The organism is Streptomyces sp. SP18CS02 (assembly GCF_036322365.1).
Classification (GTDB): Bacteria; Actinomycetota; Actinomycetes; order Streptomycetales; family Streptomycetaceae; genus Streptomyces.
In genome coordinates, this window is record NZ_JAQYXC010000294.1 from 323,049 (window position 1) to 347,168 (window position 24,120).

General features: G+C 71.7%; 21 protein-coding genes, 1 tRNA gene and 1 pseudogene. 16 read left to right on the top strand and 7 right to left on the bottom strand.

Going from position 1 to position 24,120, the window contains the following annotated elements; translation table 11 throughout:
• The first annotated feature begins 123 nt into the window (after positions 1-123).
• Genes PUR26_RS25790 through PUR26_RS25815 form a run of 6 tightly spaced genes read left to right on the top strand, consistent with a single transcriptional unit; the run spans position 124 to position 5,599 of the window.
• Positions 124-1,296, top strand: coding sequence for an MFS transporter (locus tag PUR26_RS25790; protein ID WP_329875521.1), 1,173 nt, complete (start codon positions 124-126; stop codon positions 1,294-1,296).
• Positions 1,296-3,593 (top strand): molybdopterin oxidoreductase family protein, encoded by a 2,298-nt coding sequence (locus tag PUR26_RS25795; RefSeq protein WP_329875523.1) that lies wholly within the window; start codon positions 1,296-1,298, stop codon positions 3,591-3,593. Before PUR26_RS25790 ends, PUR26_RS25795 begins: the two co-directional genes overlap by 1 nt.
• Positions 3,594-3,600: 7 nt before the next feature.
• On the top strand, positions 3,601-4,257 hold the full coding sequence (locus tag PUR26_RS25800) for a 4Fe-4S dicluster domain-containing protein (protein ID WP_329875525.1): 657 nt from the start codon (positions 3,601-3,603) through the stop codon (positions 4,255-4,257).
• The gene (locus PUR26_RS25805; RefSeq protein WP_329875527.1) at positions 4,254-4,943 is read left to right on the top strand and encodes a Rieske (2Fe-2S) protein; all 690 of its coding nucleotides are present in this window, start codon (positions 4,254-4,256) and stop codon (positions 4,941-4,943) included. The genes PUR26_RS25800 and PUR26_RS25805 overlap by 4 nt, the downstream gene beginning before the upstream one ends.
• Positions 4,940-5,308, top strand: coding sequence for a hypothetical protein (locus PUR26_RS25810; RefSeq protein ID WP_329875529.1), 369 nt, complete (start codon positions 4,940-4,942; stop codon positions 5,306-5,308). Before PUR26_RS25805 ends, PUR26_RS25810 begins: the two co-directional genes overlap by 4 nt.
• A 48-nt stretch (positions 5,309-5,356) precedes the next feature.
• Entirely contained in the window at positions 5,357-5,599 is a 243-nt protein-coding gene (locus PUR26_RS25815) for a hypothetical protein (protein ID WP_329875531.1), read from the top strand.
• Positions 5,600-5,609: 10 nt separating this feature from the next.
• On the opposite strand, the gene mscL is transcribed toward PUR26_RS25815, so the two are convergent.
• From mscL to PUR26_RS25845, 6 genes are all read right to left on the bottom strand, one after another.
• Positions 5,610-6,086 carry a large conductance mechanosensitive channel protein MscL gene (mscL, locus tag PUR26_RS25820; protein WP_329875533.1) on the bottom strand — a complete coding sequence of 159 codons (477 nt, stop codon included), beginning with the start codon at positions 6,084-6,086 and terminating at the stop codon, positions 5,610-5,612.
• Positions 6,087-6,197: 111 nt separating this feature from the next.
• Positions 6,198-6,677, bottom strand: coding sequence for a hypothetical protein (locus PUR26_RS25825; protein ID WP_329875534.1), 480 nt, complete (start codon positions 6,675-6,677; stop codon positions 6,198-6,200).
• 521 nt (positions 6,678-7,198) lie between these two features.
• On the bottom strand, positions 7,199-8,068 hold the full coding sequence (locus tag PUR26_RS25830; protein WP_329875536.1) for an S-methyl-5'-thioadenosine phosphorylase: 870 nt from the start codon (positions 8,066-8,068) through the stop codon (positions 7,199-7,201).
• Positions 8,069-8,143: 75 nt separating this feature from the next.
• On the bottom strand, positions 8,144-8,503 hold the full coding sequence (locus PUR26_RS25835) for an FmdB family zinc ribbon protein (protein WP_329875539.1): 360 nt from the start codon (positions 8,501-8,503) through the stop codon (positions 8,144-8,146).
• Positions 8,504-8,571: 68 nt separating this feature from the next.
• Complete coding sequence (locus PUR26_RS25840; RefSeq protein WP_329875541.1) at positions 8,572-9,864, bottom strand: MFS transporter; 1,293 nt, start codon at positions 9,862-9,864, stop codon at positions 8,572-8,574.
• A 316-nt stretch (positions 9,865-10,180) separates the two neighbouring features.
• Positions 10,181-11,683, bottom strand: coding sequence for a potassium/proton antiporter (locus tag PUR26_RS25845; protein WP_329875884.1), 1,503 nt, complete (start codon positions 11,681-11,683; stop codon positions 10,181-10,183).
• Between the two features lie 225 nt (positions 11,684-11,908).
• Between PUR26_RS25845 and PUR26_RS25850 the strand changes: the two genes are divergently transcribed.
• Positions 11,909-14,647 (top strand): penicillin acylase family protein, encoded by a 2,739-nt coding sequence (locus PUR26_RS25850; protein ID WP_329875543.1) that lies wholly within the window; start codon positions 11,909-11,911, stop codon positions 14,645-14,647.
• 52 nt (positions 14,648-14,699) lie between these two features.
• On the opposite strand, the gene PUR26_RS25855 is transcribed toward PUR26_RS25850, so the two are convergent.
• Entirely contained in the window at positions 14,700-15,293 is a 594-nt protein-coding gene (locus PUR26_RS25855) for a 5-formyltetrahydrofolate cyclo-ligase (RefSeq protein WP_329875545.1), read from the bottom strand.
• A gap of 93 nt (positions 15,294-15,386) precedes the next feature.
• Between PUR26_RS25855 and galU the strand changes: the two genes are divergently transcribed.
• The 9 genes and pseudogenes from galU to PUR26_RS25900 all read left to right on the top strand — a co-directional run bounded on the left by galU (position 15,387) and on the right by PUR26_RS25900 (position 24,046).
• On the top strand, positions 15,387-16,289 hold the full coding sequence (galU, locus tag PUR26_RS25860; RefSeq protein ID WP_329875548.1) for a UTP--glucose-1-phosphate uridylyltransferase GalU: 903 nt from the start codon (positions 15,387-15,389) through the stop codon (positions 16,287-16,289).
• Positions 16,290-16,294: 5 nt separating this feature from the next.
• Positions 16,295-17,593, top strand: a complete 1,299-nt coding sequence (glp, locus tag PUR26_RS25865) for a molybdotransferase-like divisome protein Glp (protein ID WP_329875550.1) — start codon at positions 16,295-16,297, stop codon at positions 17,591-17,593.
• A 153-nt stretch (positions 17,594-17,746) separates the two neighbouring features.
• Positions 17,747-18,220: pseudogene (moaC, locus tag PUR26_RS25870) on the top strand (cyclic pyranopterin monophosphate synthase MoaC); the annotation flags it as partial.
• A 119-nt stretch (positions 18,221-18,339) separates the two neighbouring features.
• Positions 18,340-18,837, top strand: a complete 498-nt coding sequence (locus tag PUR26_RS25875) for a MogA/MoaB family molybdenum cofactor biosynthesis protein (protein ID WP_329875552.1) — start codon at positions 18,340-18,342, stop codon at positions 18,835-18,837.
• Complete coding sequence (locus PUR26_RS25880) at positions 18,834-19,457, top strand: GNAT family N-acetyltransferase (RefSeq protein ID WP_329875554.1); 624 nt, start codon at positions 18,834-18,836, stop codon at positions 19,455-19,457. Before PUR26_RS25875 ends, PUR26_RS25880 begins: the two co-directional genes overlap by 4 nt.
• Before the next feature lie 145 nt (positions 19,458-19,602).
• Complete coding sequence (gene sepX, locus PUR26_RS25885; RefSeq protein ID WP_329875556.1) at positions 19,603-20,724, top strand: divisome protein SepX/GlpR; 1,122 nt, start codon at positions 19,603-19,605, stop codon at positions 20,722-20,724.
• A gap of 60 nt (positions 20,725-20,784) precedes the next feature.
• Positions 20,785-20,858: transfer RNA gene (locus PUR26_RS25890), tRNA-Ala, on the top strand.
• A 724-nt stretch (positions 20,859-21,582) separates the two neighbouring features.
• Complete coding sequence (locus PUR26_RS25895) at positions 21,583-23,523, top strand: RICIN domain-containing protein (RefSeq protein ID WP_329875558.1); 1,941 nt, start codon at positions 21,583-21,585, stop codon at positions 23,521-23,523.
• A 25-nt stretch (positions 23,524-23,548) separates the two neighbouring features.
• Complete coding sequence (locus PUR26_RS25900; RefSeq protein WP_329875560.1) at positions 23,549-24,046, top strand: FBP domain-containing protein; 498 nt, start codon at positions 23,549-23,551, stop codon at positions 24,044-24,046.
• Positions 24,047-24,120: the final 74 nt, after the last annotated feature.

Below are 24,120 nucleotides of genomic sequence, written 5' to 3' on the forward strand. Positions count from 1 at the left end.
GTCCGTGCCGGTGGGGCCGCTCGGGGCCGCCCGGACGCCGCGTGAACGCCATCCGGGGGAAGCCGTCACCCCCGACATTCCCAAAAGGGGCGTATCGGTATCGCGTGGTCCTACGGTGGCTGGGTGACCGAGCCACCGCGAAGCCCCGGGGATCCGCCTCCCGGACGGCCCTCCGAGTCCGCGCGGCGGCCCGCCGCACCGCCCTCCTCCTCACCGGCCGACGCTCCTGCGCCCCCGCCCCCGTCCCCGCCGGGGCGCACCATCGCTCCGGCCGCCGTACGCCGCCGCGCCTCGCTCGTCGGTGCTGCCGTCTCCGCCCTCCTCATCCTCGCGATCGTCCTCGGCAGCAGACTGCTGCGGGACTTCGACTCCGCTCTCCTTCCCTACGCCGTCGCCTCGGTCTTCCTCGCCTTCGGCGTCGCCCACCGCTACACGGTGTGGATCTCGGCCCCGGCGGCGCGCCGCCTCTTCTCCGAGGGGTGGCGCAGCTTCTTCTCGGCGGCCAACTTCCGCCGGGCGCCCACCGCGCTCCCGCGGATGATCGCCACCTACCTGGGCTTCCAGAAGTTCCTCGGGGCCCGCTCCCACGCGCGCTGGGCTGCCCATCAGCTCGTCTTCTGGGGGTGCGTCCTGGCTGCGCTGATCACCTTCCCGCTGACCTGGGGCTGGTTCACCTTCACCTCCGCCACCGGTCCGGGACCCGGGTACGAGATGCGGATCTGGGGCATCGAGGTGCTCGGCTTCGACGCGCTGAACATCGTCGGCTGGCTCATGTTCCACGGCCTGGACATCGCGGCCGTGCTCGTCATCCCCGGCGCGTCCTACTTCCTGTGGCGGCGCATGCGGGACCGCGGGGCCAGTACCGGTCAGCGTTTCGCCTATGACCTCGTCCCGCTGATCGCCCTGATCGTCATCTCGGTGACAGGTCTCCTGCTCACCTTCTCGTCGATCTTCCTGCACGGCGGCGGCTACCAGTTCCTGGCGATCCTCCACATGGTGTCGGTGGTCTTCACGCTCATCTACATCCCGTTCGGGAAGTTCTTCCATATCGTCCAGCGGCCCGCAGCCGTCGGAATGCAGCTGTTCAAGTACACGTCCCGTGGGGACGGCGACCAGATCTTCGCCTGCCGCCGGTGCGGCCGGCCCATCGACACAGCCCCCTACGTCGAGAACCTCCGGGGCACCATGCGCGACCTGAGGCTCGGCTTCGACGCGTGGGCGGAGTACTGCCCGCGCTGCAAGCGGGTGCTGCGCGGCAACGCCTATCTCACCGAGGTCAAGAAGGGTTTCCAGTGATGAGGCAGCACGTCCCGCTGGACCCCTCCATCGCACCGCCCGGGTCCAGGAACTTCCGTGACGCGGGGAGCCTGCCCGCCGACCGGTGGCACGCGAACCAGACCGGCGAGACGCTCGTCCCCACCCACTGCTGCTTCTGCGGAGTCCAGTGCGGGATGTATCTGCGGGTGGACCACGCGGGCAAGGTCTTCGGCGTGGAGCCGCGCAACCACGACATCAACCGGATGCGGCTGTGTCCCAAGGGCATCAACGCCTACCAGCAGGTCAACCACCCCGACCGCCTCACCGCCCCGCTCCTGCGCCGCTCCCGTGACGAGCCGTTCCGGACCGTCGGCTGGGACGAGGCGCTGGACCATACGGTGGAGGAGATCCGCCGTATCCAGTCCGCCCACGGCCATGACTCCTTCGGCCTCCTGGGCGGGGCCAGCCTGTACACCGAGAAGACCTATCTCGTGGGCAAGTTCGCCAGGGTCGCGCTCAAGAGCCGGCACGTCGACTACAACGGGCGACTGTGCATGGTCTCCGCCGCGGGCGCCAACAAACTCGCCTTCGGTATCGACCGGGCCGGGAACCCCTTCTCCGACATCCTCCTCACCGACTGCCTGCTGATCGCGGGATCCAATGTCGGTGAGTGCTTCCCGGTGATGACGCAGTACGTGTGGGGAGCCAGGGACCGAGGTGCCACGCTCATCGTCATCGACCCCCGGGAGACGGCGATCGCCCGCACCGCCGACGTGCACGTGGCGCTCAGACCGGGAACCGACTCGGCCTTCTTCAACGCCGTACTGAACGTGGTCGTCGCCGAGGGCCTCACCGACGAGACGTACCTCGCCGGGCACACCACCGGCTGGGAGGACGTGAAACGGACCGTCGAGGCCTATCCCCCGTCCCGGAGCGCCGGGATCTGCGGAGTCCCCCAGGAGCAGATCGTCCAGGTGGCCCGCATGTTCGCCGGCGCGGACAAGGCCATGGCCTGGCATGCCCGGGGCATCGAGCATCACTCCCAGGGGGTCGAGAACTGCCTGACGGTCATCAACCTGTGCGCCGCGACCGGCCACATCGGCAGGCCCGGCGCCGGTTACGGCACCCTCACCGGCCAGGGCAACGGCCAGGGCGGCCGGGAGCACGGGCAGAAGTCCGACCTCCTGCCGGGCGGCCGCTCGATCACCAACCCCGAGCACCGCCGTCAGATCTGCGAGATCTGGGGCATCCCCGAGGAGGAACTGCCCGCCGCGGGAACCTCGATGATGGAAATGGTCTGGCAGATGGAGCGTCAGGAGATCCGGGGCCTGATCGGTATCTGCAACAACCCCTTCGTCTCCCTCCCTCACTACGACACGGTCAAGAACGGCTACGACACACTCGAATTCCATGCTCAATTCGATTTCTTCCTTTCCGAAACCGCTGCCAACGCTCATGTGGTCTTTCCGGTCACGGTCTGGGCCGAGGACGAGGGCGTCATGGCCAACGCCGAAGCGCGGGTCGTCAAGCACAACAAGGCCCAGGAACCTCCGCCTGGTGTGCGGACCGACACCTGGGTGATGTGCCGGCTCGCCGAGCGGCTCGGGGTGGGCGACAAGTTCGCTTTCACCGGGTCCCGCGACGTGTTCGAGGAGCTGCGCGTCGCGTCCGCCGGGACGGTGAACGACTACTACGGCATCACCTACGAACGGCTGGAGGAGACAGGCGGCATCCCCTGGCCGTGCCCCTCCACCGACCACCCGGGCACGCCCCGCCTCTTCGAGGACGGCAGGACCTACCACCCCGACGGCAGGGTCCACCTCCAGGTCGTCGAATGGCACCCGCCCATGGACCCGTACAGCGACGAGTTCCCCCTCTCCCTCACCACCGGCCGGACCGTCGCCCACTTCCTCTCCGGCAACCAGACCCGGCGCCTGGGCGCCCTCGTCGAGCAGACCCCCCGGCCCTGGGTCGAGGTCCACCCCTCCCACGGCTTCCGCAACGGCGACCCGGTCCGGGTCGTCACCCGCCGGGGCAGCGAGACGTTCCCCGCCCTGGTCACCGAGGCGATCCGCCCCGACACCGTCTTCGTCCCGTACCACTGGCCGGCGCCCACCGCGGCGAACGTCCTCACCATCGACGCCCTCGACCCCCGGTCGAGAATTCCGGAGTACAAGGTCTGCGCGGCCCGCATCGAGCCCGGCGACCGGGTCGACACCGTCCCCGCACCACCCAACGTCCCCGGCCACCAGGACTGCCCCGAGACGCAGGGATCCCGCACCGACCCGCTGCCGCCCACGTCCCCGCAGGGCCGGGGAACCTCGGAGAGGAGCTGACACGGCCATGATGGGCAGAACGATCTTCATCGACCCGGGGCGCTGCATCGGATGCCAGGCCTGTGTCTCCGCCTGTCGCGAATGCGACTCGCACCGCGGCAAATCGATGATCCACCTCGACTATCCCGACGAGGGCCACTCGGTCGCCTCCCTTCCCACGGTCTGTATGCACTGCGAGGACCCGGTCGCCCCCTGCGCGGAGGTGTGTCCGGCGGACGCGATCCTGGTCACCGCCGACGGCGTCGTGCAGCAGGCGGACACGACGCGCTGCATCGGCTGCGCGAACTGCGTGAACGCCTGCCCCTTCGGCGTCCCGAAGATCGACCTCCGGGCGAAGCTCCAGATGAAGTGCAACCTCTGCTATGACCGGACCGCCTACGGCCTGGCCCCCATGTGCGCCACGGTCTGCCCCACGGGAGCCCTCTTCTACGGAACGGTCGACGAGCTCCGGGCGGAGCGCCCCGGTGTCGAGGTCGCCGACTCCTTCACCTTCGGCACCACCACCGTCCGTACGGGAGTGGCGATGGTCGTACCCGCCGACAAGGTCCAGTGGCCCGTCCCGGGCGGCCTGCCCATCGTCGAGATCGACGGACGGGACGTGGGCCGGCCGGAACCGGGCCAGGTCACCGACGGCCGTCCGGTGGGCGGAGCGGACCTCCGATGACCGTCACCCACCAGCAGCCGCCCTCCGACCAGCCCTCCGACCAGCCCTCTGGCCGGCAGCCCGCCGAAAGGCTGGACGCGGACGCCGCCCAGGAAGCGCTGCACGACCGGATCTCCGCCGACTCCCTGACCACCCGCCGCGACTACCTGCGGATCGTCGCCACCGTCTCGGGCGGCCTGGCCGCAGGCGGCGTGGCCGTCGCCGCGGGCGTGCTGCACCGGCACGGCGACAGCGACACCGCCCCGCCGGCCCAGAAGATCGCCGACCGGATGGAACCGGGCCAGTCCATCGCCTTCCGCTACCCCGAGGAGGACGACCGGGCGGTCGCCGCCCGGCTCGGCGACGGCACCCTGGTCGGCTACTCCGCCGTCTGCACCCACCTGGCGTGCGCCGTCCTCTGGCGCAACGACCGGGGCAGCGAGGGCGAGCTGTACTGCCCGTGCCACGAAGGCGTCTTCGACGCCCGTACGGGGGAGGTCACGGCCGGCCCTCCGCCCCGCCCCCTGCCCAAGGTGCTCCTCGTCGAACAGGGCGACGGCAGCGTCTGGGCGGTCGGGACCACTCGCTCAGCGGAGAGCGTCAAGGACGCGCTGTGCAGACAGCTCGGCGACGAGCGCCCGGACATGGCGGCCGGGCTGGGCTGTCCGGGAGCGGGCGGAGCCGAGGAGAGGACCCGGCGGACATGAGTGAGGAGCGTCTTCCCCCCACGCCCGACGGCACGCCGGGCAGCGCCCAGCCGCGGCTGAACCGGCCCGTCCACGAGCGCTACCCGCAGATCCGCCCCACCAGCGGTTACGGCGACCCCCGCGTCCGGCACACCGGCCCCGGCCCGGGCGCCGGCACCGACCAGGAACCGGAGCGCTCCGCGAAACTGTCGGCACGCCTGACGCTGGCGCTCACCGTGCTCATCGGCCAGTTGTGGGGCCTGACCGTGGTGGTCGACGAGTGGATGCGGGGCGACGTGGGCACGGCGTGGTGGGGCGCCGGGTATCTGGTGCTCGCCTTCCTCGTCGTCCTGGGTCTCTGGCTGCTCGACCCGAAGGACCGCTGAGGTCCGCTCGACCCGGAGGACCGCTGAGGTCCGGCGTACGCTGAAGGTATGAGCACCGCCCCCGCCCCCGGATCGCGCGATTCGAAGACCGAGCCGACGCCGGAGCAGTCGCCGAGGCCGACGCCCGAAGAGGCGACGAAGAAGACGACGCCCAAACTGATCTTCGACGATCCGCTGACCCAGCAGTCTGCGGACGATACGGACCGTGGGTGGGGTGAGCGGGCTCCTGGTGGCGACAGCGCCTCCGACCTCGCGCGGTTCCTCGACGAGAAGCCGCCGCACCACCTGTGAGCGAGTGACGCTACGGGGCGCTCCGCTGCGGGCCCCGCTGTGCGACGAGGACGTCCCGGATCTCCTTCAGCACTTCCAGTTCGCTGATCTCCATCGTCTCCTGGACGCTTTCCTTCGCCCTGTCGTGCGCGGCCTTCCTGGCCAGGTACTTGGCCATGGGCAGCACCATCAGGAAGTAGACGATCGCCGCGGTGATCAGGAAGCTGAGCGTCGCACTGAGGACCGACCCCCACATGATCGGGACGCCGCTGATGACGTCCCCGCTGCCGCTGACCCGGCACGGCTCCCTGAGACAGGCCCGGTAGTTCTCCAGGTTCTTGGTCCCGAAGGCGCCCACCACTGGGTTGATGACCCCCTTGACCAGGGAGTTGACGATGTTGGTGAACGCGGCGCCGATCACGACGGCGACCGCCAGATCGATGACGTTTCCTCGCATGAGGAAGGCCTTGAAGCCCTCCAGCAGGCTCTGCTTCTTCTCCTGGTTCATCGAAGTGCCCTTCGTCGCATGTGCAGTTGGCGCAGTCATTACGCCGTGCACAGTGCGTAACCGTCCAATCCGTACACTCGGACGGGTCCCTTGACAGCAAGCCAGTGCGAGTCAGCACAGTGTCACCGCCAGTCGGGATGTGGTGCCCGCGCCGGCCAGCTCGGCCGCCGTGGTGCGCGGGACGGACAGGACGATCAGAGCGCCACCGTCCGTCGAGGCCCCGGCGGCCTCCGGAATGGCCGCCACCCGGGCCCCGGCCACCACCACACGGACCCCGTCGTCATGCCGGGTCGGCGAGTCGGTGGCGGCGATCACGTCGACCCGGTCTCCCGGGCGCAGCAGCCGCACGGTGGCGCCGTCCGCGATGCGCACCGGAGCGGACACGACCTCGACCGGCCTCGCCCGCGACGGCGCCGCCCGCGGACCCGCCCCCGCCGATGCTCCCGCTCCATCGGCACCCGGCATTCCGGAGGCGGCCAGCACGGCGGCGGTCACGGCCAGCCCGGCCGCCAGGGCGCGCCGCCCGCGCCGCACCGCGTGCCGTAATCGGTGCCGCCCGCCGCGCACCCGCAGAGGAGCGAACTGAGGCACCACGCACCGCTCGGGGACCGGCGACTCGGAAGGCGAAGAAGGTGAGGGAGGTGCGGAAGGCGAGGCAGCCGAAGGAGGTGAAGAAACCGGAGAAACCGGAGAAACCGGAGAAACCGGAGAAGGTGAAGGAGGCGAAGGAGGCGAAGAGGCCGGGGAGTGGGTGTACGGGAAGGAGCGGGATGTGGACGGGGGCGGGGACGGGAACGTGGACGACATGGCAACCACCACCTGCCGTGAGGAGTCGTGAGCGGTTCCGCCGGCCTTGCGCCGACGCCCCTCACGATCCCGCCTCCCCGCGGATCCCGCTCGCGCCTGTGGACAACCGCGGTCCTGGGGAAAACCGTGTCACCCGCAGGTGCGCCCACCGCTTCCGCAGGCCCTCCGGCCCGGCTCCGACCGTCCGGCCCGCGAAGGAGCCGCCCCCTGCAGCCCGAGCCCCCGCCCCCGGAGCGCCTGGCCTGGTCCTGACCCAGGGCTCCGGACCCGGCCGACCCCTCAGCAGGCCCATCAGGGCCGACGCGTCAGGGCAGCTCGATCCCCAGGTCCCAGCCGTCGTGGGCGTGCGTGCACAGGCAGGAACGGTTCTCCGTCTCCGGCAGCGCGCCGATCGCGTCGAAGAGGACCTCGCGCAGCCGCCCCACGTTCTCACCGAACACCCGCAGCACCTCGGTGTGCGACACGCCCTCGCCGGTCTCGGCGCCCGCGTCCAGGTCCGTCACCAGCGCCATCGACGTGTAGCAGAGCCCCAGCTCCCGGGCGAGCAGCGCCTCCGGGTGCCCGGTCATGCCGACCACCGACCAGCCCATGGCCGCGTGCCACTGGGATTCGGCGCGGGTGGAGAAGCGGGGGCCCTCTATGACGACCATGGTGCCGCCGTCCACGGCCTCCCAACCGCGACCCTGTGCCGCCGCCAGGGCGGCCTTGCGGCCGTCGGGACAGTACGGGTCGGCGAAGGTGGTGTGCACGACGTTCGGCACCGTGCCGTCGGGCAGCGGTTCCCCGTCGAAGTACGTCTGGACGCGCGCCTTCGTACGGTCCACCAGCTGGTCCGGTACGAGCAGGGTGCCCGGCCCGTACTCCGGGCGCAGTCCGCCCACCGCGCACGGCCCCAGGATCTGGCGCACGCCGACCGACCTCAGCGCCCACAGGTTGGCCCGGTAGTTGATGCGGTGCGGCGGCAGGTGGTGCCCGCGCCCGTGGCGGGGCAGGAAGGCGACGCGCCGCCCGGCCAGCTCGCCGAAGAACAGTGAATCGCTGGGGCTGCCGTACGGAGTGGAGACCTCGACCTCGGTCACGTCCTCCAGGAAGGAGTAGAAGCCGGAGCCGCCGATCACGCCGATCTCCGCGCGTTCCGCGCTCTTCGCGGGTCCTGTGTGCGCTGCGTTAGCCATGCCGATCACCCTAATGGGCGGTGGTACGCCGAGGACCCCGCTGTGGCGAACAGCGGGGTCCTCGGGAAGAGAAGGTCAGGCCGCGGAGCTGGAGCCGCCGGAGCTCGACGCCGCGGGCTTGGAGCTCGCGGAGGAGCTCGACGACGAGGCGGACGACGACGAGCCGGAGGCCGACGAGGAGCCGGACGACGAGGAGTCCGACGAGGACGCCGTCGTCGAGGACGAGCTCTTGGTCGCGGGCGTGCTGCTCGACGACGAGCCGCGGCTGTCGTTGCGGTAGAAGCCGGAGCCCTTGAAGACGATGCCGACCGCGGAGAACACCTTCTTCAGGCGTCCCTGGCAGCTGGGGCACTCGGTCAGGGCGTCATCGGTGAACTTCTGCACCGCCTCAAGGCCCTCGCCGCACGCGGTGCACTGGTACTGGTAGGTCGGCACTTGTCTTCCTCCTGGCACTCTCACTCGATGAGTGCTAACGACGATCCATAGTGACGTATTCCGCGGGATCAGTCCACCGTGACCGGCGTGCGGTGACCGACGCCACGTGCGACGGTGCGTCCGGAGACCGGCGGCGCCAGCCGTGAACGGAGCGTGGCCAGGGTGGCCAGCGCCAGCACCGTACCGGCGAGAGGTACCAGGAATCCGGCGCTCGCGCCGTGCGCGTCCGCCAGCTGACCGGCCACCGTCACGGCGGCGGCCTGGCCCAGCGCGACCGCTCCGGTCAGCCAGGTGAACGCCTCGGTCCGGGACGTGGCGGGCACCAGCGGCTCGACCAGCGTGTAGCCGGAGATCAGGGCGGGGGCGATGCACAGACCGACGATGAGGCCCAGCGCGCCGAGCAGCAGCATGGAGTGCGCCGTCCAGAGCAGCGAGGCGGCCACGGTCAGGCCCGTGTAGCCCAGGATCAGCCGGAGGCGCGGCCCGGACTTCCAGGCGATCGCGCCGCACGCGATACCGGCCAGCATGTTGCCCGCGGCGAAGACGCCGTAGAGCAGGCCGTTGGCTCCGGGGTTGCCGATCTCCTCGGTGAACGCGGTCAGCGAGACCTGCATGCCGCCGAAGACCGAGCCGATGCCGAGGAAGGCCACCGCCAGGACCCTTACGCCGGGCACGGACAGCGCGGAGGCGTGTCGCTCGCGCGGGTGGGCGCCAGAATGCCCGTGGGCGGGCTGAGTGGCGCGCTGGGCGGCGAAGAACAGGCCGCCGGCCAGGGTCAGCGCGGCCTCGGCGATCAGGCCGGCCGCCGGGTGCACGCCGGTGCAGAGCGCCGTCGCGAGCACGGGGCCCACGACGAACGTGAACTCGTCGGTCACCGACTCGAAGGCGGCGGCGGTCGGCATCAGGGGCGAGCCGTCGAGCTTGGCCGCCCAGCGGGCCCGCACCATGGGGCCGACCTGCGGCACCGAGGCGCCGGTGGGGACGGCCGCCGCGAAGAGCGCCCACAGGGGCGCCCCCGCCAGGGCCAGCGCGGTCAGCGCGGACACCGACGCCGTGTGGATCAGGACGCCCGGGACCAGGACGGCGCGCTGTCCGAAGCGGTCCGCGAGCTTGCCGCTCTGCGGTGCGAACAGGGCCATCGAGACGCCGGTGACCGCCGCGACGGCGCCGGCGTTTCCGTACGAATCGGTGGTGTGCTGCACCAGCAGGACGATGCCGATGGTGAGCATCGCGAAAGGCTGCCGCGCGGCGAAACCGGGCAGCAGGAACGTCCATGCGCCGGGGGTGCGCAGCAGCTGTCCGTAACCGGGGCGCCGTTCGGCGCCGGTCTTCACAGCGTCAGAAGTGACCGTGGATGCCACGGCCGTGCCTTTCTGCCGCCTGGTAGCGCTCCCCTGGGTGCCGGGAGCCGCCGAGAGCTGTCCTCTTGCGCGGAACTGCGGTAGATACCGGGTCCCACAGCGAGGGGACGACACGGCCGCCATACGGTCGCGCCAGCTCTGCGTCAGGCAGAGTTGGTCGATCAGTGTGCCTTCATGGTACAGGGGGCAGGCCGCTCATTCCTGCGAAAGGAGCGGCGCGCTCCTCCCGTACCTGGGATTCGCGCCCCCTGGAGAGCGGCTGGCCAGGCCGGAAGACGTTGTACAAGGGTCCCGAGCGGGATGGAGACCGCGTTGTTCACCGGGACGCCTGCCCGCCCGTGCCCAGCCAGTCGGCCAGCTTGCCGCCCTGCCCGACCGCCCGCAGCCTTCGCTCGGCCGCGTCGCGCACCGGATCGGTCGCCACCACCAGCAGCTCGTCACCGCGCCTGAGCACGGTCGTCGGCGCCGGCACGAAGCTCTTGTCGTCCCGTACGACCAGGGTGACCGCCGCACCGGGCGGCAGGCGCAGCTCCCCGACCTCCACGCCGTGCATCCTGGACCTGTCGGGGATGGCCACCGACAGCAGGTGGCCCCGCAGCCGCTCCAGCGGCGCCGACTCGACGCCCAGGTCGGCCGCCTCGTCGGAGGCGCCCAGGTGCAGCGCCCTCGCCAGCCAGGGCAGCGTCGGGCCCTGGACGAGGGTGTAGACGACGACCAGCACGAAGACGATGTTGAACAGCTTCTCGCTGCCCTCGATGCCGGACACCATGGGGATGGTCGCCAGGATGATGGGCACCGCGCCGCGCAGGCCGGCCCAGGACATCAGGGCCTGCTCCTGCCAGGGGATGCGGAAGGGCAGCAGGCTCACGAGGACGGACAGCGGCCGCGCCACCACCGTCAGCACGAGACCAATCATCACCGCCGGCCAGAAGTCGTCGACCAGCTCGGTCGGGGTCACCAGCAGGCCGAGCAGGACGAACATGCCGATCTGGGCGATCCAGCCGAGCCCCTCGGCGAATCCGCGGTTGGCCGGGGCGTGCGGCAGCTTGGCGTTGCCGAGGACGACCGAGGCGAGGTAGACCGCCAGGAAGCCGCTGCCGTGGGCCATGGCGCCGGCCGCGTAGGCGACCACCGCGATGGCCATGACGGCGATCGGGTAGAGACCGGAGGCGGGCAGTGCCACATGGCGCAGGCCGAAGGAGCCGACGAAGCCCACGGCGAGGCCGATGGCGGCTCCGATGGCGAGCTCCAGGGCGATCTTCCCGACCAGGAGGTACCAGCTGTCGACCGGTCCGGCCGTGGAGAAGGCGACCACCAGGATCACGACGGGCGCGTCGTTGAAGCCGGACTCGGCCTCCAGGACGCCGGTCACCCGGGAGGGCAGCGGCACCTTGCGCAGGACGGAGAAGACGGCGGCGGCGTCCGTCGAGGAGACGACCGCGCCGATGATCAGGGCCTGGCGCCAGTCGAGGCCGACCAGGTAGTGCGCGGCCATGGCCGTGACGCCCACGCTCACCGCGACCCCCGCGGTCGACAGCACGGCCGCCGCGGGCAGTGCGGGCCTGATCTCCTTCCACTTGGTGCCCAGGCCGCCCTCGGCCAGGATCACCACAAGCGCGGCATAGCCGATCACCTGCGTCAGCTCGGCGTTGTCGAAGGCGACGTTGCCGATGCCGTCCTGCCCGATGGCGATCCCGATCCCGAGGTACAGCAGCAGGCTGGGGAGCCCGCTGCGGGACGAGATGCGCACCGCCGCGACAGCGACGAGCAGCACGAGCGAGCAGATGAACAGGAGTTCATTGAGCTGGTGGACAGTCAGTGGCCGATCCTTCCCCTCACGCGCTGCCGGATCGTTCCAGCTTGGCGGTACTTCGTTACCTTACCTAATCTTTAACGCTTTCTTGACGCTCTTGTTCATTTGTACGACGGCCCTCTGAGCGAGCAGTAAGGGCCCCCCTTACTGACACCGCGTCCGGGCCGGGTGAGCGCTGCGCCTATGGTTGCTCCAGCACTCCAGGACCAGCCTGCGCCTCGAAGGACAGCGATGCCCGCCAACACCACCGCCGCTTCCACCAAGAAGAAGGGGCGACGCGCCCGCCTGCTCGTGATCCTGCTGGTGCTGGCGCTGGTCGCGGGCGTCGGCTACGGGGCCTACTGGAGCGTCAGTACGGTCCGCGCGTCGTTCCCGCAGACCAGCGGAAAGCTCAAGCTGGACGGCCTCTCCGCCCCGGTCGACGTCAAACGCGACGACTACGGCATTCCGCAGATCTACGCGTCGACCGACGAGGACCTGTTCCGCGCCCAGGGCTATGTCCAGGCGCAGGACCGCTTCTGGGAGATGGACGTCCGCCGTCACATGACGGCCGGCCGGCTCTCCGAGATGTTCGGCAAGGGCCAGGTCGAGACCGACTCCTTCCTGCGCACCCTCGGCTGGCACCGGGTGGCCCAGCAGGAGTACGACACGAAGCTGTCGGCCGCCACGAAGAAGAACCTCCAGGCGTACGCGGACGGCGTCAACGCCTATCTGAAGGGCAAGGAGGGGCGTGACATCTCCGTCGAGTACGCCGCCCTCGCCCTCGGCAACGACTACGCGATCGAGCCCTGGTCGCCGGTCGACTCGGTGGCCTGGCTCAAGGCCATGGCCTGGGACCTGCGCGGCAACATGCAGGACGAGATCGACCGTTCGCTGATGACCAGCAGGCTCAGCGCCCAGCAGATCAAGGACCTGTACCCGGCGTATCCGTACGACCTGCACCGGCCGATCGTCGAGCAGGGCGGCGTCGACAAGGGCGCGGGGAAGTTCGACCCGTCCGGCGATTCCGCCGACGCGCAGGACGCGTCGTCGAGCACCCCCGGCGGCGCGGCCCAGGGCCTCCAGTCGCAGCTGTCCGCGCTCTCGGACACCCTGGACGAGATCCCGGCGCTGCTGGGCCCGAACGGCAACGGCATCGGCTCCAACTCGTGGGTGGTCTCCGGCAAGTACACGACCACCGGCAAGCCTCTGCTGGCCAACGACCCGCACCTGGCGCCGCAGCTGCCCTCGCTCTGGTACCAGATGGGTCTGCACTGCCGGGAGAAGTCGGCCACCTGCAACTACGACGTGTCCGGTTATAGCTTCTCCGGCATGCCGGGCGTGGTCATCGGCCACAACCAGGACATCGCCTGGGGCTTCACCAACCTGGGCGCGGACGTCAGCGACCTGTACCTGGAGAAGGTCTCCGACAGCGGCTACCAGTTCGGTGGCAAGGAGCAGCCCTTCATCACCCGCCAGGAGGTCATCAAGGTCGCGGGCGGCGCCAGCCGGACCATCACCGTGCGCACCACCAACAACGGCCCCCTGGTCTCCGACCGCAGCGGGGAGCTGGAGAAGGTCGGCGAGAAGGCCCCGGTCAACAACTCCGCCCCGGACCGCGGTGACGGCTACGCCGTGGCCCTGCGCTGGACCGCGCTGGACCCGGGCAAGTCCATGGACGCCGTCTTCAAGCTGAACCGGGCCAAGGACTTCAAGGAGTTCCGCGAGGCCGCCCGTGACTTCGAGGTGCCGTCGCAGAACCTGATCTACGCCGACTCCAAGGGCGCCGAGGGGCACATCGGTTACCAGGCACCGGGCAGGATCCCGGTCCGCATGGCCGGGCACGACGGCACCATGCCGGCGCCCGGCTGGGACCCGAAGTTCCGCTGGAAGAAGGACCCCGTCCCCTTCGACGAGCTTCCCTACGAGGAGGACCCGGAGCGCGGCTACATCGTCACCGCCAACCAGGCCGTCGTCGACCAGGAGAAGTATCCGCACCTGCTGACCAAGGACTGGGGCTACGGCTCGCGCAGCCAGCGGATCAACGACCTCATCGAGTCGAAGATCAAGGACGGCGGCAAGATCTCGACCGATGACATGCGCACCATGCAGATGGACAACAGCAGCGAGATCGCCAAGCTGCTGACGCCCTACCTGCTGAAGATCGACATCTCCGACCCGTACGTCCGTGAGGCGCAGAAGCTCCTGGAGGGCTGGGACTACACCCAGGACGCGGACTCCGGTGCGGCCGCGTACTTCAACGCGGTCTGGCGCCACGTCCTCAAGCTGTCCGTCGGCAACAAGCTCCCCAAGGAGCTGCGCGTCGAGGGCGAGTGCCTCAACGTCCGTCCGGCCGACTCCACGGGCCCCGTGGACGAGCAGAACAGGCTGGTACGGGAGTGCGGTCAGCGTGACGGCGACACGGCGCAGCCGGACGGCGGCGACCGCTGGTACGAGGTGATCCGCCCGCTGCTGAAGAACGAGAAGAGCGAGTGGTGGACGTCCGCCCCGAGCCGTACGGACGCCGCCACCGAGACGCGTGACCAGCTGCTCGCCCGCGCCATGGAGGACGCCCGCTGGGAGCTGACCTCCAAGCTCGGCAAGGACGTCTCCAGCTGGAGCTGGGGCCGGCTGCACCAGCTGACGCTGAAGAACCAGACCCTCGGCACCGAGGGCCCGGGCTTCCTCCAGCTCATGCTCAACCGGGGCCCCTGGAACCTGTCCGGCGGCGAGGCGGCGGTCAACGCCACCGGCTGGAACGCGGCGAGTGATTACGGCGTCATCTGGGTCCCGTCCATGCGGATGGTGGTCAACGTCGGCGACTGGGACAAGTCCCGCTGGATCAACCTGAGCGGCGCTTCCGGGCACGCCTACAGCGCGCACTACACCGACCAGACGGAGAAGTGGACCAAGGGCGAGCTGCTGGACTGGGCCTACGGCGCCAAGGCGGTGGACGCGAAGACCGTCGACACCCTGGTGCTGGAGCCGTGAGACGCCCCGGCCGCTGACGTACGCGGCGGTCCGCCCCGGGCCACGCCCCGCTTCACGCCCTGAAGCGGAGCGTGGCCCTCGGCGTCACCGCCGCGTGCACCGGGTGGTCGTGCGGCTCCTCGGGGACCCGCTCGACCACCTCGTCCGCGTAGAGCAGCACCACCAGGGCCGGGTCCGCCCCGGCCCGTGCGAGGCGGGCCAGCACCCGGTCGTACGAACCGCCGCCCCGGCCCAGGCGCATGCCCCGCGCGTCCACCGCGAGGCCGGGCAGCAGCACCGCGTCGGCGCCCACCACGGCGTCCACGCCGAGCCGGGGTCCCGAGGGCTCCAGCAGGCCCCGTCCGGCCCGTACGAGGCGTTCGGGGCCCTCGTAGGCCGCCCAGTCGAGGTCGTTGTCGGGCAGCAGGACCGGCAGCAGTACACGCACGCCCCGCGCCCGCAGGGCGTCGAGCAGCGCGCGCGTGCCCGGTTCGCTCCCGACCGACACATATGCGGCGACTGTGCGGGCCGTCGAGAGCTCCGGAAGCCCCAGGGCGCCCTGGGCGAGAACCGAAGCCGCGTTTCGGACGTCCTCACTGGTCAGGAGGGTGCGCGCGGCCAGCAAGTGGCGGCGCAGAACAGTCTTTTCGGGCATGTCGCCAGACATGTGGACTCTCAAACTTCTCGAATTGGCCTCAATACGAAGAAAGTTAACCGGAGGCTAATCTTCCACCCATACCGACCGGATATGGTGCTCCGCATGACTCAGTCGCACCCCAGGATCAGCAAGGCTGTCATTCCCGCCGCAGGCCTCGGCACCCGGTTCCTGCCGGCCACGAAAGCCACTCCCAAAGAGATGCTGCCTGTGGTCGACAAGCCCGCCATCCAGTACGTGGTCGAAGAGGCGGTGGGCGCCGGCCTCTCCGACGTCCTGATGATCACCGGACGCAACAAGCGCCCGCTGGAGGACCACTTCGACCGCAACTTCGAGCTGGAGGAAGCCCTCGTCAAGAAGGGCGACCAGGAACGTCTCGGCAAGGTCAAGGAGTCCAACGACCTCGCCACCATGCACTACGTGCGCCAGGGCGACCCGCGCGGCCTCGGCCACGCCGTGCTCTGCGCCGCGCCGCACGTCGGCGACCAGCCCTTCGCCGTCCTGCTCGGCGACGACCTGATCGACCCGCGCGACCCGCTGCTGGCGCGCATGGTCGACATCCAGGAGCGCGAGGGCGGCAGCGTCATCGCCCTGATGGAGGTCGAGCCGTCGCAGATCCACCTCTACGGCTGCGCGGCCGTCGAGGCCACGGACGACCCCGATGTGGTCAAGGTGACCGATCTGGTCGAGAAGCCCGACGTGGCCGACGCGCCCAGCAGCTACGCCATCATCGGCCGCTATGTCCTCGACCCCGCCGTGTTCGGGATACTCAGGGAGACCGAGCCGGGAAGGGGCGGCGAGATCCAGCTCACCGACGCCCTCCAGAAGCTCGCCATGGACGAGAAGGCCGGAGGGCCCGTGCACGGTGTCGTCTTCAAGGGGCGCCGTTACGACACCGGTGACCGGGGCGACTATCTGCGGGCGATCGTCAGACTGGCGTGCGAACGTGAGGACCTGGGCCCCGACTTCCGGACCTGGCTGCGCAGTTACGTCACCGAGGAGATGTAAGCCACGTGAGTACGACCTGGTCGGTGGACGAGCACCTGGACGACATCCTCGGTGCCATCCGCCCGCTCGACCCCATCGAGCTGCAACTGCCCGACGCCCAGGGCTGTGTCCTGGTGGAGGACGTCACGGTTCCCGTGGCCCTGCCGCCCTTCGACAACAGCTCCATGGACGGGTACGCGGTGCGGGTCGCGGACGTCACCGGCGCCACCGAGGAGTTCCCGGCGGTGCTGACCGTCATCGGTGACGTGGCGGCGGGCAGCGACGGGCTGCTCACCGTCGGCCCAGGTCAGGCCGCACGCATCATGACCGGCGCCCCGCTGCCGCCCGGCGCCGAAGCGGTCGTCCCGGTCGAGTGGACCGACGGCGGCACCGGCGGCCCCGCCGCCACGGCCATGCGCCCGGCCGGCCAGGCACCGGAGGGCGCGAGCGGCGAGGTCCGCGTCCACCGGCCGGCCGAGGCCCGCGCCCATGTCCGCGCGCGCGGCAGCGACGTCCAGGCCGGCGACCTGGCCCTGGAGGCGGGCACGGTCCTCGGCCCGCCGCAGATCGGACTGCTCGCCGCCATCGGCCGGGGCACCGTCCGCGTCCGCCCCCGCCCGCGCGTGGTGGTGCTCTCCACCGGCAGCGAACTCGTCCAGCCCGGCGAGCAGCTGGCCGAGGGGCAGATCTACGACTCCAACAGCTTCGCGCTCACGGCCGCGGCGCGGGACGCCGGTGCCATCGCCTACCGGGTCGGCGCGGTCGCCGACGACGCCGAGACGCTGCGCGCCACCATCGAGGACCAGCTGATCCGGGCCGACCTGCTGGTCACCACCGGCGGGGTCAGCGTCGGGGCGTACGACGTCGTCAAGGAGGCCCTGTCCTCGGTGGGCGACGCGGACGAGCCCGGCAGCGGCATCGACTTCCGCAAGCTCGCCATGCAGCCGGGCAAGCCCCAGGGCTTCGGCTCCATCGGCCCCGACCACACGCCGCTGCTCGCGCTGCCCGGCAACCCGGTCTCCAGCTACGTCTCCTTCGAGCTGTTCGTGCGCCCCGCGATCCGCGCGCTCATGGGCCTCAAGGAGGTCCGCCGCCCGATGGCGCGCGCCGTGCTCGCGGCCGACAAGCCGCTGACGTCGCCGCCCGGCAGGCGACAGTTCCTGCGCGGCACGTACGACGCCGAAGCGGGCACCGTCACCCCGGTGGGCGGCGCGGGCTCGCATCTGATCGCCGCCCTCGCCCACGCGGACGCGCTGGTGGTCGTCCCCGAGGACACCACCACCGTCGAGCCCGGCACCGAGGTCGACGTGGTCCCCCTCGGCTGACCGCCCCGGCCCCGCGCCCTCGCGGGGGTGCGCGCACCCCCTTGGCGGTAGCGTGTCTGCCGCTGTGCCTTCCGGGGGACGACCCCCGGACCCCCGGCCGCGAAACCGGCCGTGCCGCGGGGCATCCGGCGCCAGATCGCGAGGCGGAGTTCAGTGAGTACGCAAGGCAGCCTGACGCATATCGACGAGGCGGGGGCGGCCCGCATGGTCGACGTCTCCGGGAAGGACGTCACCGCCCGCACCGCCCGCGCCGGCGGCCGGGTGCTCGTCTCGCCCCGTGTGATCGAGCTGCTGCGCGGGGAGGGCGTCCCCAAGGGCGACGCCCTCGCCACCGCGCGTATCGCGGGCATCATGGGCGCCAAGCGCACCCCGGACCTGATCCCGCTCTGCCACCCCCTGGCGGTCTCCGGTGTGACACTGGACCTCGCGGTCACGGACGAAGCGGTCGAGATCACCGCGACCGTCAGGACCACCGACCGCACGGGCGTCGAGATGGAGGCGCTGACCGCCGTGTCGGTGGCGGCGCTCACCGTCGTCGACATGGTCAAGGCGGTCGACAAGGCCGCCGTCATCACCGACATCCGGGTCCTGGAGAAGACCGGCGGCAAGTCCGGGGACTACCGCCGCGGGGAGGCGGACGTGCGACAGCCGGCGGCGGGGACGCACACCACGGCACCGGAGGCCGCGGCACCGGAGACCGGGCAGCCGGGTTCCGCGCGGGGCGCGGGGTCCGAGGGGCAGCCCTCGTGACCGGGCGCCCGCCCTACCGCGCGCTCGTCGTCACCGCCTCCAACCGGGCGTCCGCGGGCGTCTACGAGGACAAGGGCGGCCCGGTCCTGGCCGAAGGGCTCGCCGCGCTCGGGTTCGCCGTCGACGGCCCGAAGGTCGTCCCCGACGGCGACCCCGTCGAGACCGCCCTGCGCGAGGGCGTCGCCGCCGCCTACGACGTCATCCTGACCACCGGCGGCACCGGCATCTCGCCCACCGACCGCACCCCCGACGTCACCCGCCGCCTCCTGGACCACGAGGTCCCCGGCATCCCCGAGGCGATCCGCGCGTACGGCCGCGACAAGGTGCCCACGGCCGCGCTCTCCCGGGGCCTCGCCGGAGTCGCCGGCCGGACCCTGATCGTCAACCTGCCCGGCTCCACCGGCGGCGTACGCGACGGCCTCGCGGTACTGGAGAAGCTCCTCGTCCACGCGGTCGACCAGCTGCGCGGCGGCGACCACCCCAGACCGTCATGATCCCCGCAGCCTGGCCCGTGACGCTGGCGGACGGCGATGTCGTCCTGCGCCCGATAAAGCTCCGTGACCAGCGGGCCTGGCGGGAGGTGAACCGGCGCAACCGCGACTGGCTGCGCCCCTGGGAGGCCACCATCCCGCCGCCCGCCCCCGGCGGTCCGGTCGCGCTGCGCCCCACGTACCGCCAGATGGTCCGCCATCTTCGGACCGAGGCCGGCGCCGGGCGGATGCTGCCGTTCGTCATCGAGTACCAGGGGCGGCTGGTGGGGCAGCTCACCGTCGCCGGGATCACCTGGGGGTCGATGTGCTCCGGGCACGTCGGCTACTGGGTGGACCGAGAGGTCGCGGGCCGCGGAGTCATGCCGACGGCGGTCGCGCTCGCCGTCGACCACTGCTTCGGTCCGGTCGGACTGCACCGGATCGAGGTGTGCATCCGGCCCGAGAACCTGCCCAGCCGCCGGGTCGTCGAGAAATTGGGATTCCGGGAGGAGGGCATGCGCCCGCGCTACCTGCACATCGACGGAGACTGGCGCGATCACCTCGTCTACGCCCTCACGGCCGAGGAGGTGCCGGAGGGGCTGCTGCGCCGCTGGCATCGGGCGCACCCCGGCGCAGCACGGTAAATAAAATAAGTGTTCGAATTCAGTCGGGGTCGACCATCAATCGATCTGAACAATCACAAAAAAAGTCAGTGATATCAGCCAGATCGTGCGACACACCGGCCCAATTGGCGGATGGCCAGATGCGAACCCCTCTACGGTGTGAAGCGTGAGCAGCAGCGGCCTCATCTACGCAGTCATCGTCGGGGCCTGGGCCGCCTACTTGGTGCCGATGTGGCTCCGCAGGCAGGACGAGCTGAACGAGGCCCGTCCGACGGAACGCTTCAGCACCGCCATCCGGCTCCTGTCCGGACGGGCGGGGATGGAGCGCCGGTACGCCAAGGAGTTGCGTGAGCGCACCGCCGAATCGGGTCAGCCGCCGCAGGGCGGCCCCGGTGAGGAGTGGCGGTCGGGCGACGGGCGGGCGGCAACCGACGTGGACCCGGGCGCGGAGACCGAGCACCTCAGCTCGGTCGACGTCCGGGCCTTCGCCGCGCCCCCGGCACTGACCGAGGCGAGACTCGACGTGCCGGTCCCGGCCGCCGGGCCCGCCCCGGCCCGTCGGCCCCGGCCCCGCCCGCGTCCGTCCGGCGCGGCGGCCGAGCGGGCCCGCCGGTCCCGGGTGCTGGCCCGGCGCCGGCGCACCACGGTGCTCCTCTTCATCGCCTTCACCCTCGGCGCGATCGTGGCGGCCGTCGGCGGCCTGGCCTTCCTGTGGGCCCCCGGCGTCCCGGCCGTCCTGCTCAGCGCGTACATCGTGCATCTGCGAGGCCAGGAGCGGCGCCGTTTCGTGTACGTCATGGACCGGCGGCGCGCGGAGGCGGCGGCCCAGCGGCTGCGCGAGAGCCGCCCGCGCCGGCAGCCGGCGCCGGAGCCGGAGGACGAGCCGGAGGCGCGCCACCCGGAGCCGCAGCCCGAGCCCGCCCCGGTGCTCTCGCCGCAGGAGGCGGGGCGCCGCGCGCTCGTCGAGCAGACCGACCACGCGGAGTGGGTGGACCAGCAGCGCGAGCGCGGGCCGTCCCAGGGCGACAGCTGGGACCCGGTCCCGGTCCCGCTGCCCACATACGTCACCGCGCCGGTCGCCCCCCGGGCCACCGGCGGCGTGGACGTGACGGACCCGGAGACCTGGAGCGCGGCCCGCTCCTCCGCCGCGGAGCCGACGCCGCCCCCGCCCACCCGCCAGAACCCCAACCCGAGCCCGACCGCGCCCCGCCGCTCCCGCGACCACGGCCGGACGCCGCTCTTCGACCAGTACGCCGACGAGGACCGCCCCCGGGCTGCCAACGAGTGAGCCCTGGGGAACGGATTTCCAAGCACCCCGATCGGGATGCTAATGTTTCACACGTCGCAAGGGCCTGTGGCGCAGACTGGTAGCGCACCTCGTTCGCATCGAGGGGGTCAGGGGTTCAAATCCCCTCAGGTCCACGCACATGACGAGATCCCGTCCGATCTGATCAGATCGGACGGGATCTCGCGTTTCCGGCCTCTTTCCTGCCGTGACCGTCCCGCCGCGCCGGCCGAGCGCGGGGCCGGGGCCGCTCCACCACCGGGCCCCGGTCCACCATCGGGCCCCGCTCCATCACCGGGCCCCGGTCCATGGCCGGGGGCGCCCTCCGCCTCCCTTCCCGCACCTCCTCCCTCCGTCTTCACCGTTGCCTCCGGTCCCGCCTCCGCGTCCGGTCCTGCCTTCGCCTCCGTCCCGCCTTCGCCTCCGTGTCCATCGAGAGGGCCGGCGGTCATGGGGTCCGCCCGCGATCCGGTGCTGCCCGAGGGCTTTCCGGTGGGGGTCGCGGGAGAGTCCCCTGCGGTTCGAGGGGTCGGACGGAGTCCGGTATTTCCGGGGTGGAGTGGTCCCGGAGAGGTCCCATTTCCCCTGTCGGGCCGTGACCGAATGGCCAAGGGCCGGAACTCTTGTTCCATGGACGGGAGTTGTGCAAAGGTGAGCTCCCTCACGTCCGAACACGCCGCTTTTGCGCAACAGTTCGAATTCATGGGGGGCGGTTACTTCGGAAAGCGGCGCCGCCCAAAGGTACGAACCAATCGGGTGGGCGGTCGGCCTCTTCGGGCGCACGCCTTTTCACCCGGGTAAGAATCCGAGTCCGATGACCGGAGCAGAACGTCCATGCAGAATTCCCGCCACCCTCGTCCGGTGCCACCTCCGCCCCCGTACGGCCCCGCTCCGGGCGGATCCGACGAGTACCTCACCGGCCTGCTCGTCACCGGCGAGGAGGAGCCCTATCCCGCCGCCGCGCTGATGGCCCGGCACTGGCAGCCGGTCTCCGACTACCTGGCGCTGTTCACGCACTCCGACAGGGCCACGGCGATGCTCACCTCGGCGGCCTTCGACCGGGCGCTGGAGGGGCTGCGCGGAACAGGCGCGGTGGCCGCCCTGCGGCCGTACCTCCTGGCGACCGCCCGGCAGGTGGCCGAGGAGTGGGCGAGCGACCCGCGCGTCACCGCGCTCCTGGACGGTCCCCGGCCCCCGCGGCGGCCCGCCGAGAACCGTCTGCTCGTCGCCCGCGCATTCCAGGCGATGACCGGCCCCGCGCAGGTGCTGCTGTGGCACACGGAGGTCGAGGCGGAGGGCATTTCGATCCCCGCCGCATTGCTGGCCACCGATCCCCGGCGCGCGTCCGGCGAACTCGCCCACGCCCGTGACATCTTCCGGTCCGGCTGCGCGAGCGCGCACCGGGAACTCGCGCCCGACCAGGAATGCCGGCATTTCAGCCGCCTGCTCGACATATCCCTGCGGCGGGGCACCGACCTGATCCCCGACATCGAGCGGCATCTCGCACGCTGCCGTTACTGCCGGTACGCCGCCGATCAATTGCGGCAGACCGGTGGGCGGCTGCCCCTGCTGCTCGCCGAGGCGGTACTCGGCGAGGGTGACGCCCGCCGCTATCTCGACACCCGGCCGGGCCGCAACAGCGCCCGGACACGGAGCGGTTCGGCCGACGGGCGCGGGGCCGGCCGCCACACCCGGACCACCGCCCGCGCGTCCGGCCGCCGTGGGGTGCCGCGCCGCATCCCGCTGCCCGCCGGGCTCTCCCTGCCGGGCCGGCCCGGCGCCCGGGGCCGGGGAACCGAGGCGGCCGGCGGGGGCGCGCTGCTGGTGGGCCTCGGCATCGTCATGACCGGCGTGCTGGTCGCGGCGGCCGTCGCCGGTCTGCGGCCCAGCGGCCACGACACCGCCGGCCCCGCGGTTTCGGGCGACGGCGCACCGAGCGCCCGGCCCGCGCCCGGCTCCCGGCCCTCCGCCTCCGTCGTCACCCCCGCCGGGCCCACGCCGGGGAACCCCCCGCCCGCCGCCACGCCGCCACCCACGTCCGCCGCGCACCCCTCCGGCGGTCTGCTCACCCGGCTGCGCAACGAGGGGACGGGACTGTGTCTCGACGTCCGCGACGGACGGCCCGCCCTCGGGGCGGAGCTCACGCTGGCGAACTGTTCGGGGTCCCCAACCCAGCAGTGGACGTACGCGGAGGACGGGCTGCTGCGCAACGCCGCCGCGCCCGACTTCTGCCCCGGCTCCCAGGAACCCGCCGGCGTCGTCGTCCTGCGCTCCTGCGCGGGCCGGACGGCCCCGGCCGCCGACTCCGTACGGTACGACCTGACCGTCCAGGGGCAGGTGATCCCGCGCTGGAACGACGCCCTGGCCCTCGCCCCCGCCACCATGGAGCCGGCCACGAGCGTGGTCGTCAGGGTCCGGGACCGGTCGGCCGCGCAGCGGTGGCTGACCGACTCGCCCGCCGCCGCCCCCCGGCCCCGGCGGGCGGCCGAGGAGGTCGGCGACGCCGGACCGGGGGCCGTGGAGCCGCCCGGAAGGACGGCCGGCCGGGAACGGCCCGGCGCCCGCCCATCCCCGGCCGGGCCGGGGACCGGCGAGAACCGTCCAGGAGTCCGGCGCGCCGGCGGCACCGGCCCCGGTCCGGGCCCTGGCGGCTCCGACGTCCTGGGCGCGGTGGCCCCGCCCCGGGGCCCGGCACGGCCCGATGCCTCCGTTCCGCCGTCCGGCGCGTCCGCGCCCCGGCCCGTCGTGCCCCGCGCCGTACCGGGAGAGGGGGAGGCCGGCGAAAAACGACATGCCCCCTGACGGCGGACGGCGTTACCGTCCGGGCATGAGGGAAGTCAGTGAAGAGAACATCCGCGCGTCGTTCGTCAACTGCTCGAAGGGTGAGGCCAAGCGTCTGCCGGTGCCACGGGACCTGGCCGAGCAGCCGTGGGACGATCTGGACTTCCTGGGATGGCGCGATCTGTCCGCACCCGACCGCAGCTACCTCGTCGTCGAACGGGACGGGAAGCTGACGGGCGTCGCCCTGCGCTTCGCCACGCGCCGGCGCGGCGTGCTCCACCGCAGCCTCTGCTCGGTGTGCCTGACCAGCCACCCCGGCGACGGGGTCTCCCTGATGACGGCCCGCAAGGCGGGACCGGCCGGACGGGAGGGCAACTCGGTCGGCCTGTACATGTGCACCGACCTGGCCTGCTCCCTCTACGTACGCGGGAAGAAGCACCCGGCACCGGGCGGCGGGCGCATCGAGGAGAGTCTGACGCCGGAGGAGCAGATCGACCGGACCACGGGGAAGCTGTTCGCCTTCCTGGACCAGCTCTTCGTCTGACCCGCCCGGCCGCCGGACCCGCCGGACCCGCCGGACCCGCCGGGCGCGCGGAGGCCCGGAGGGCCGGCGGATCA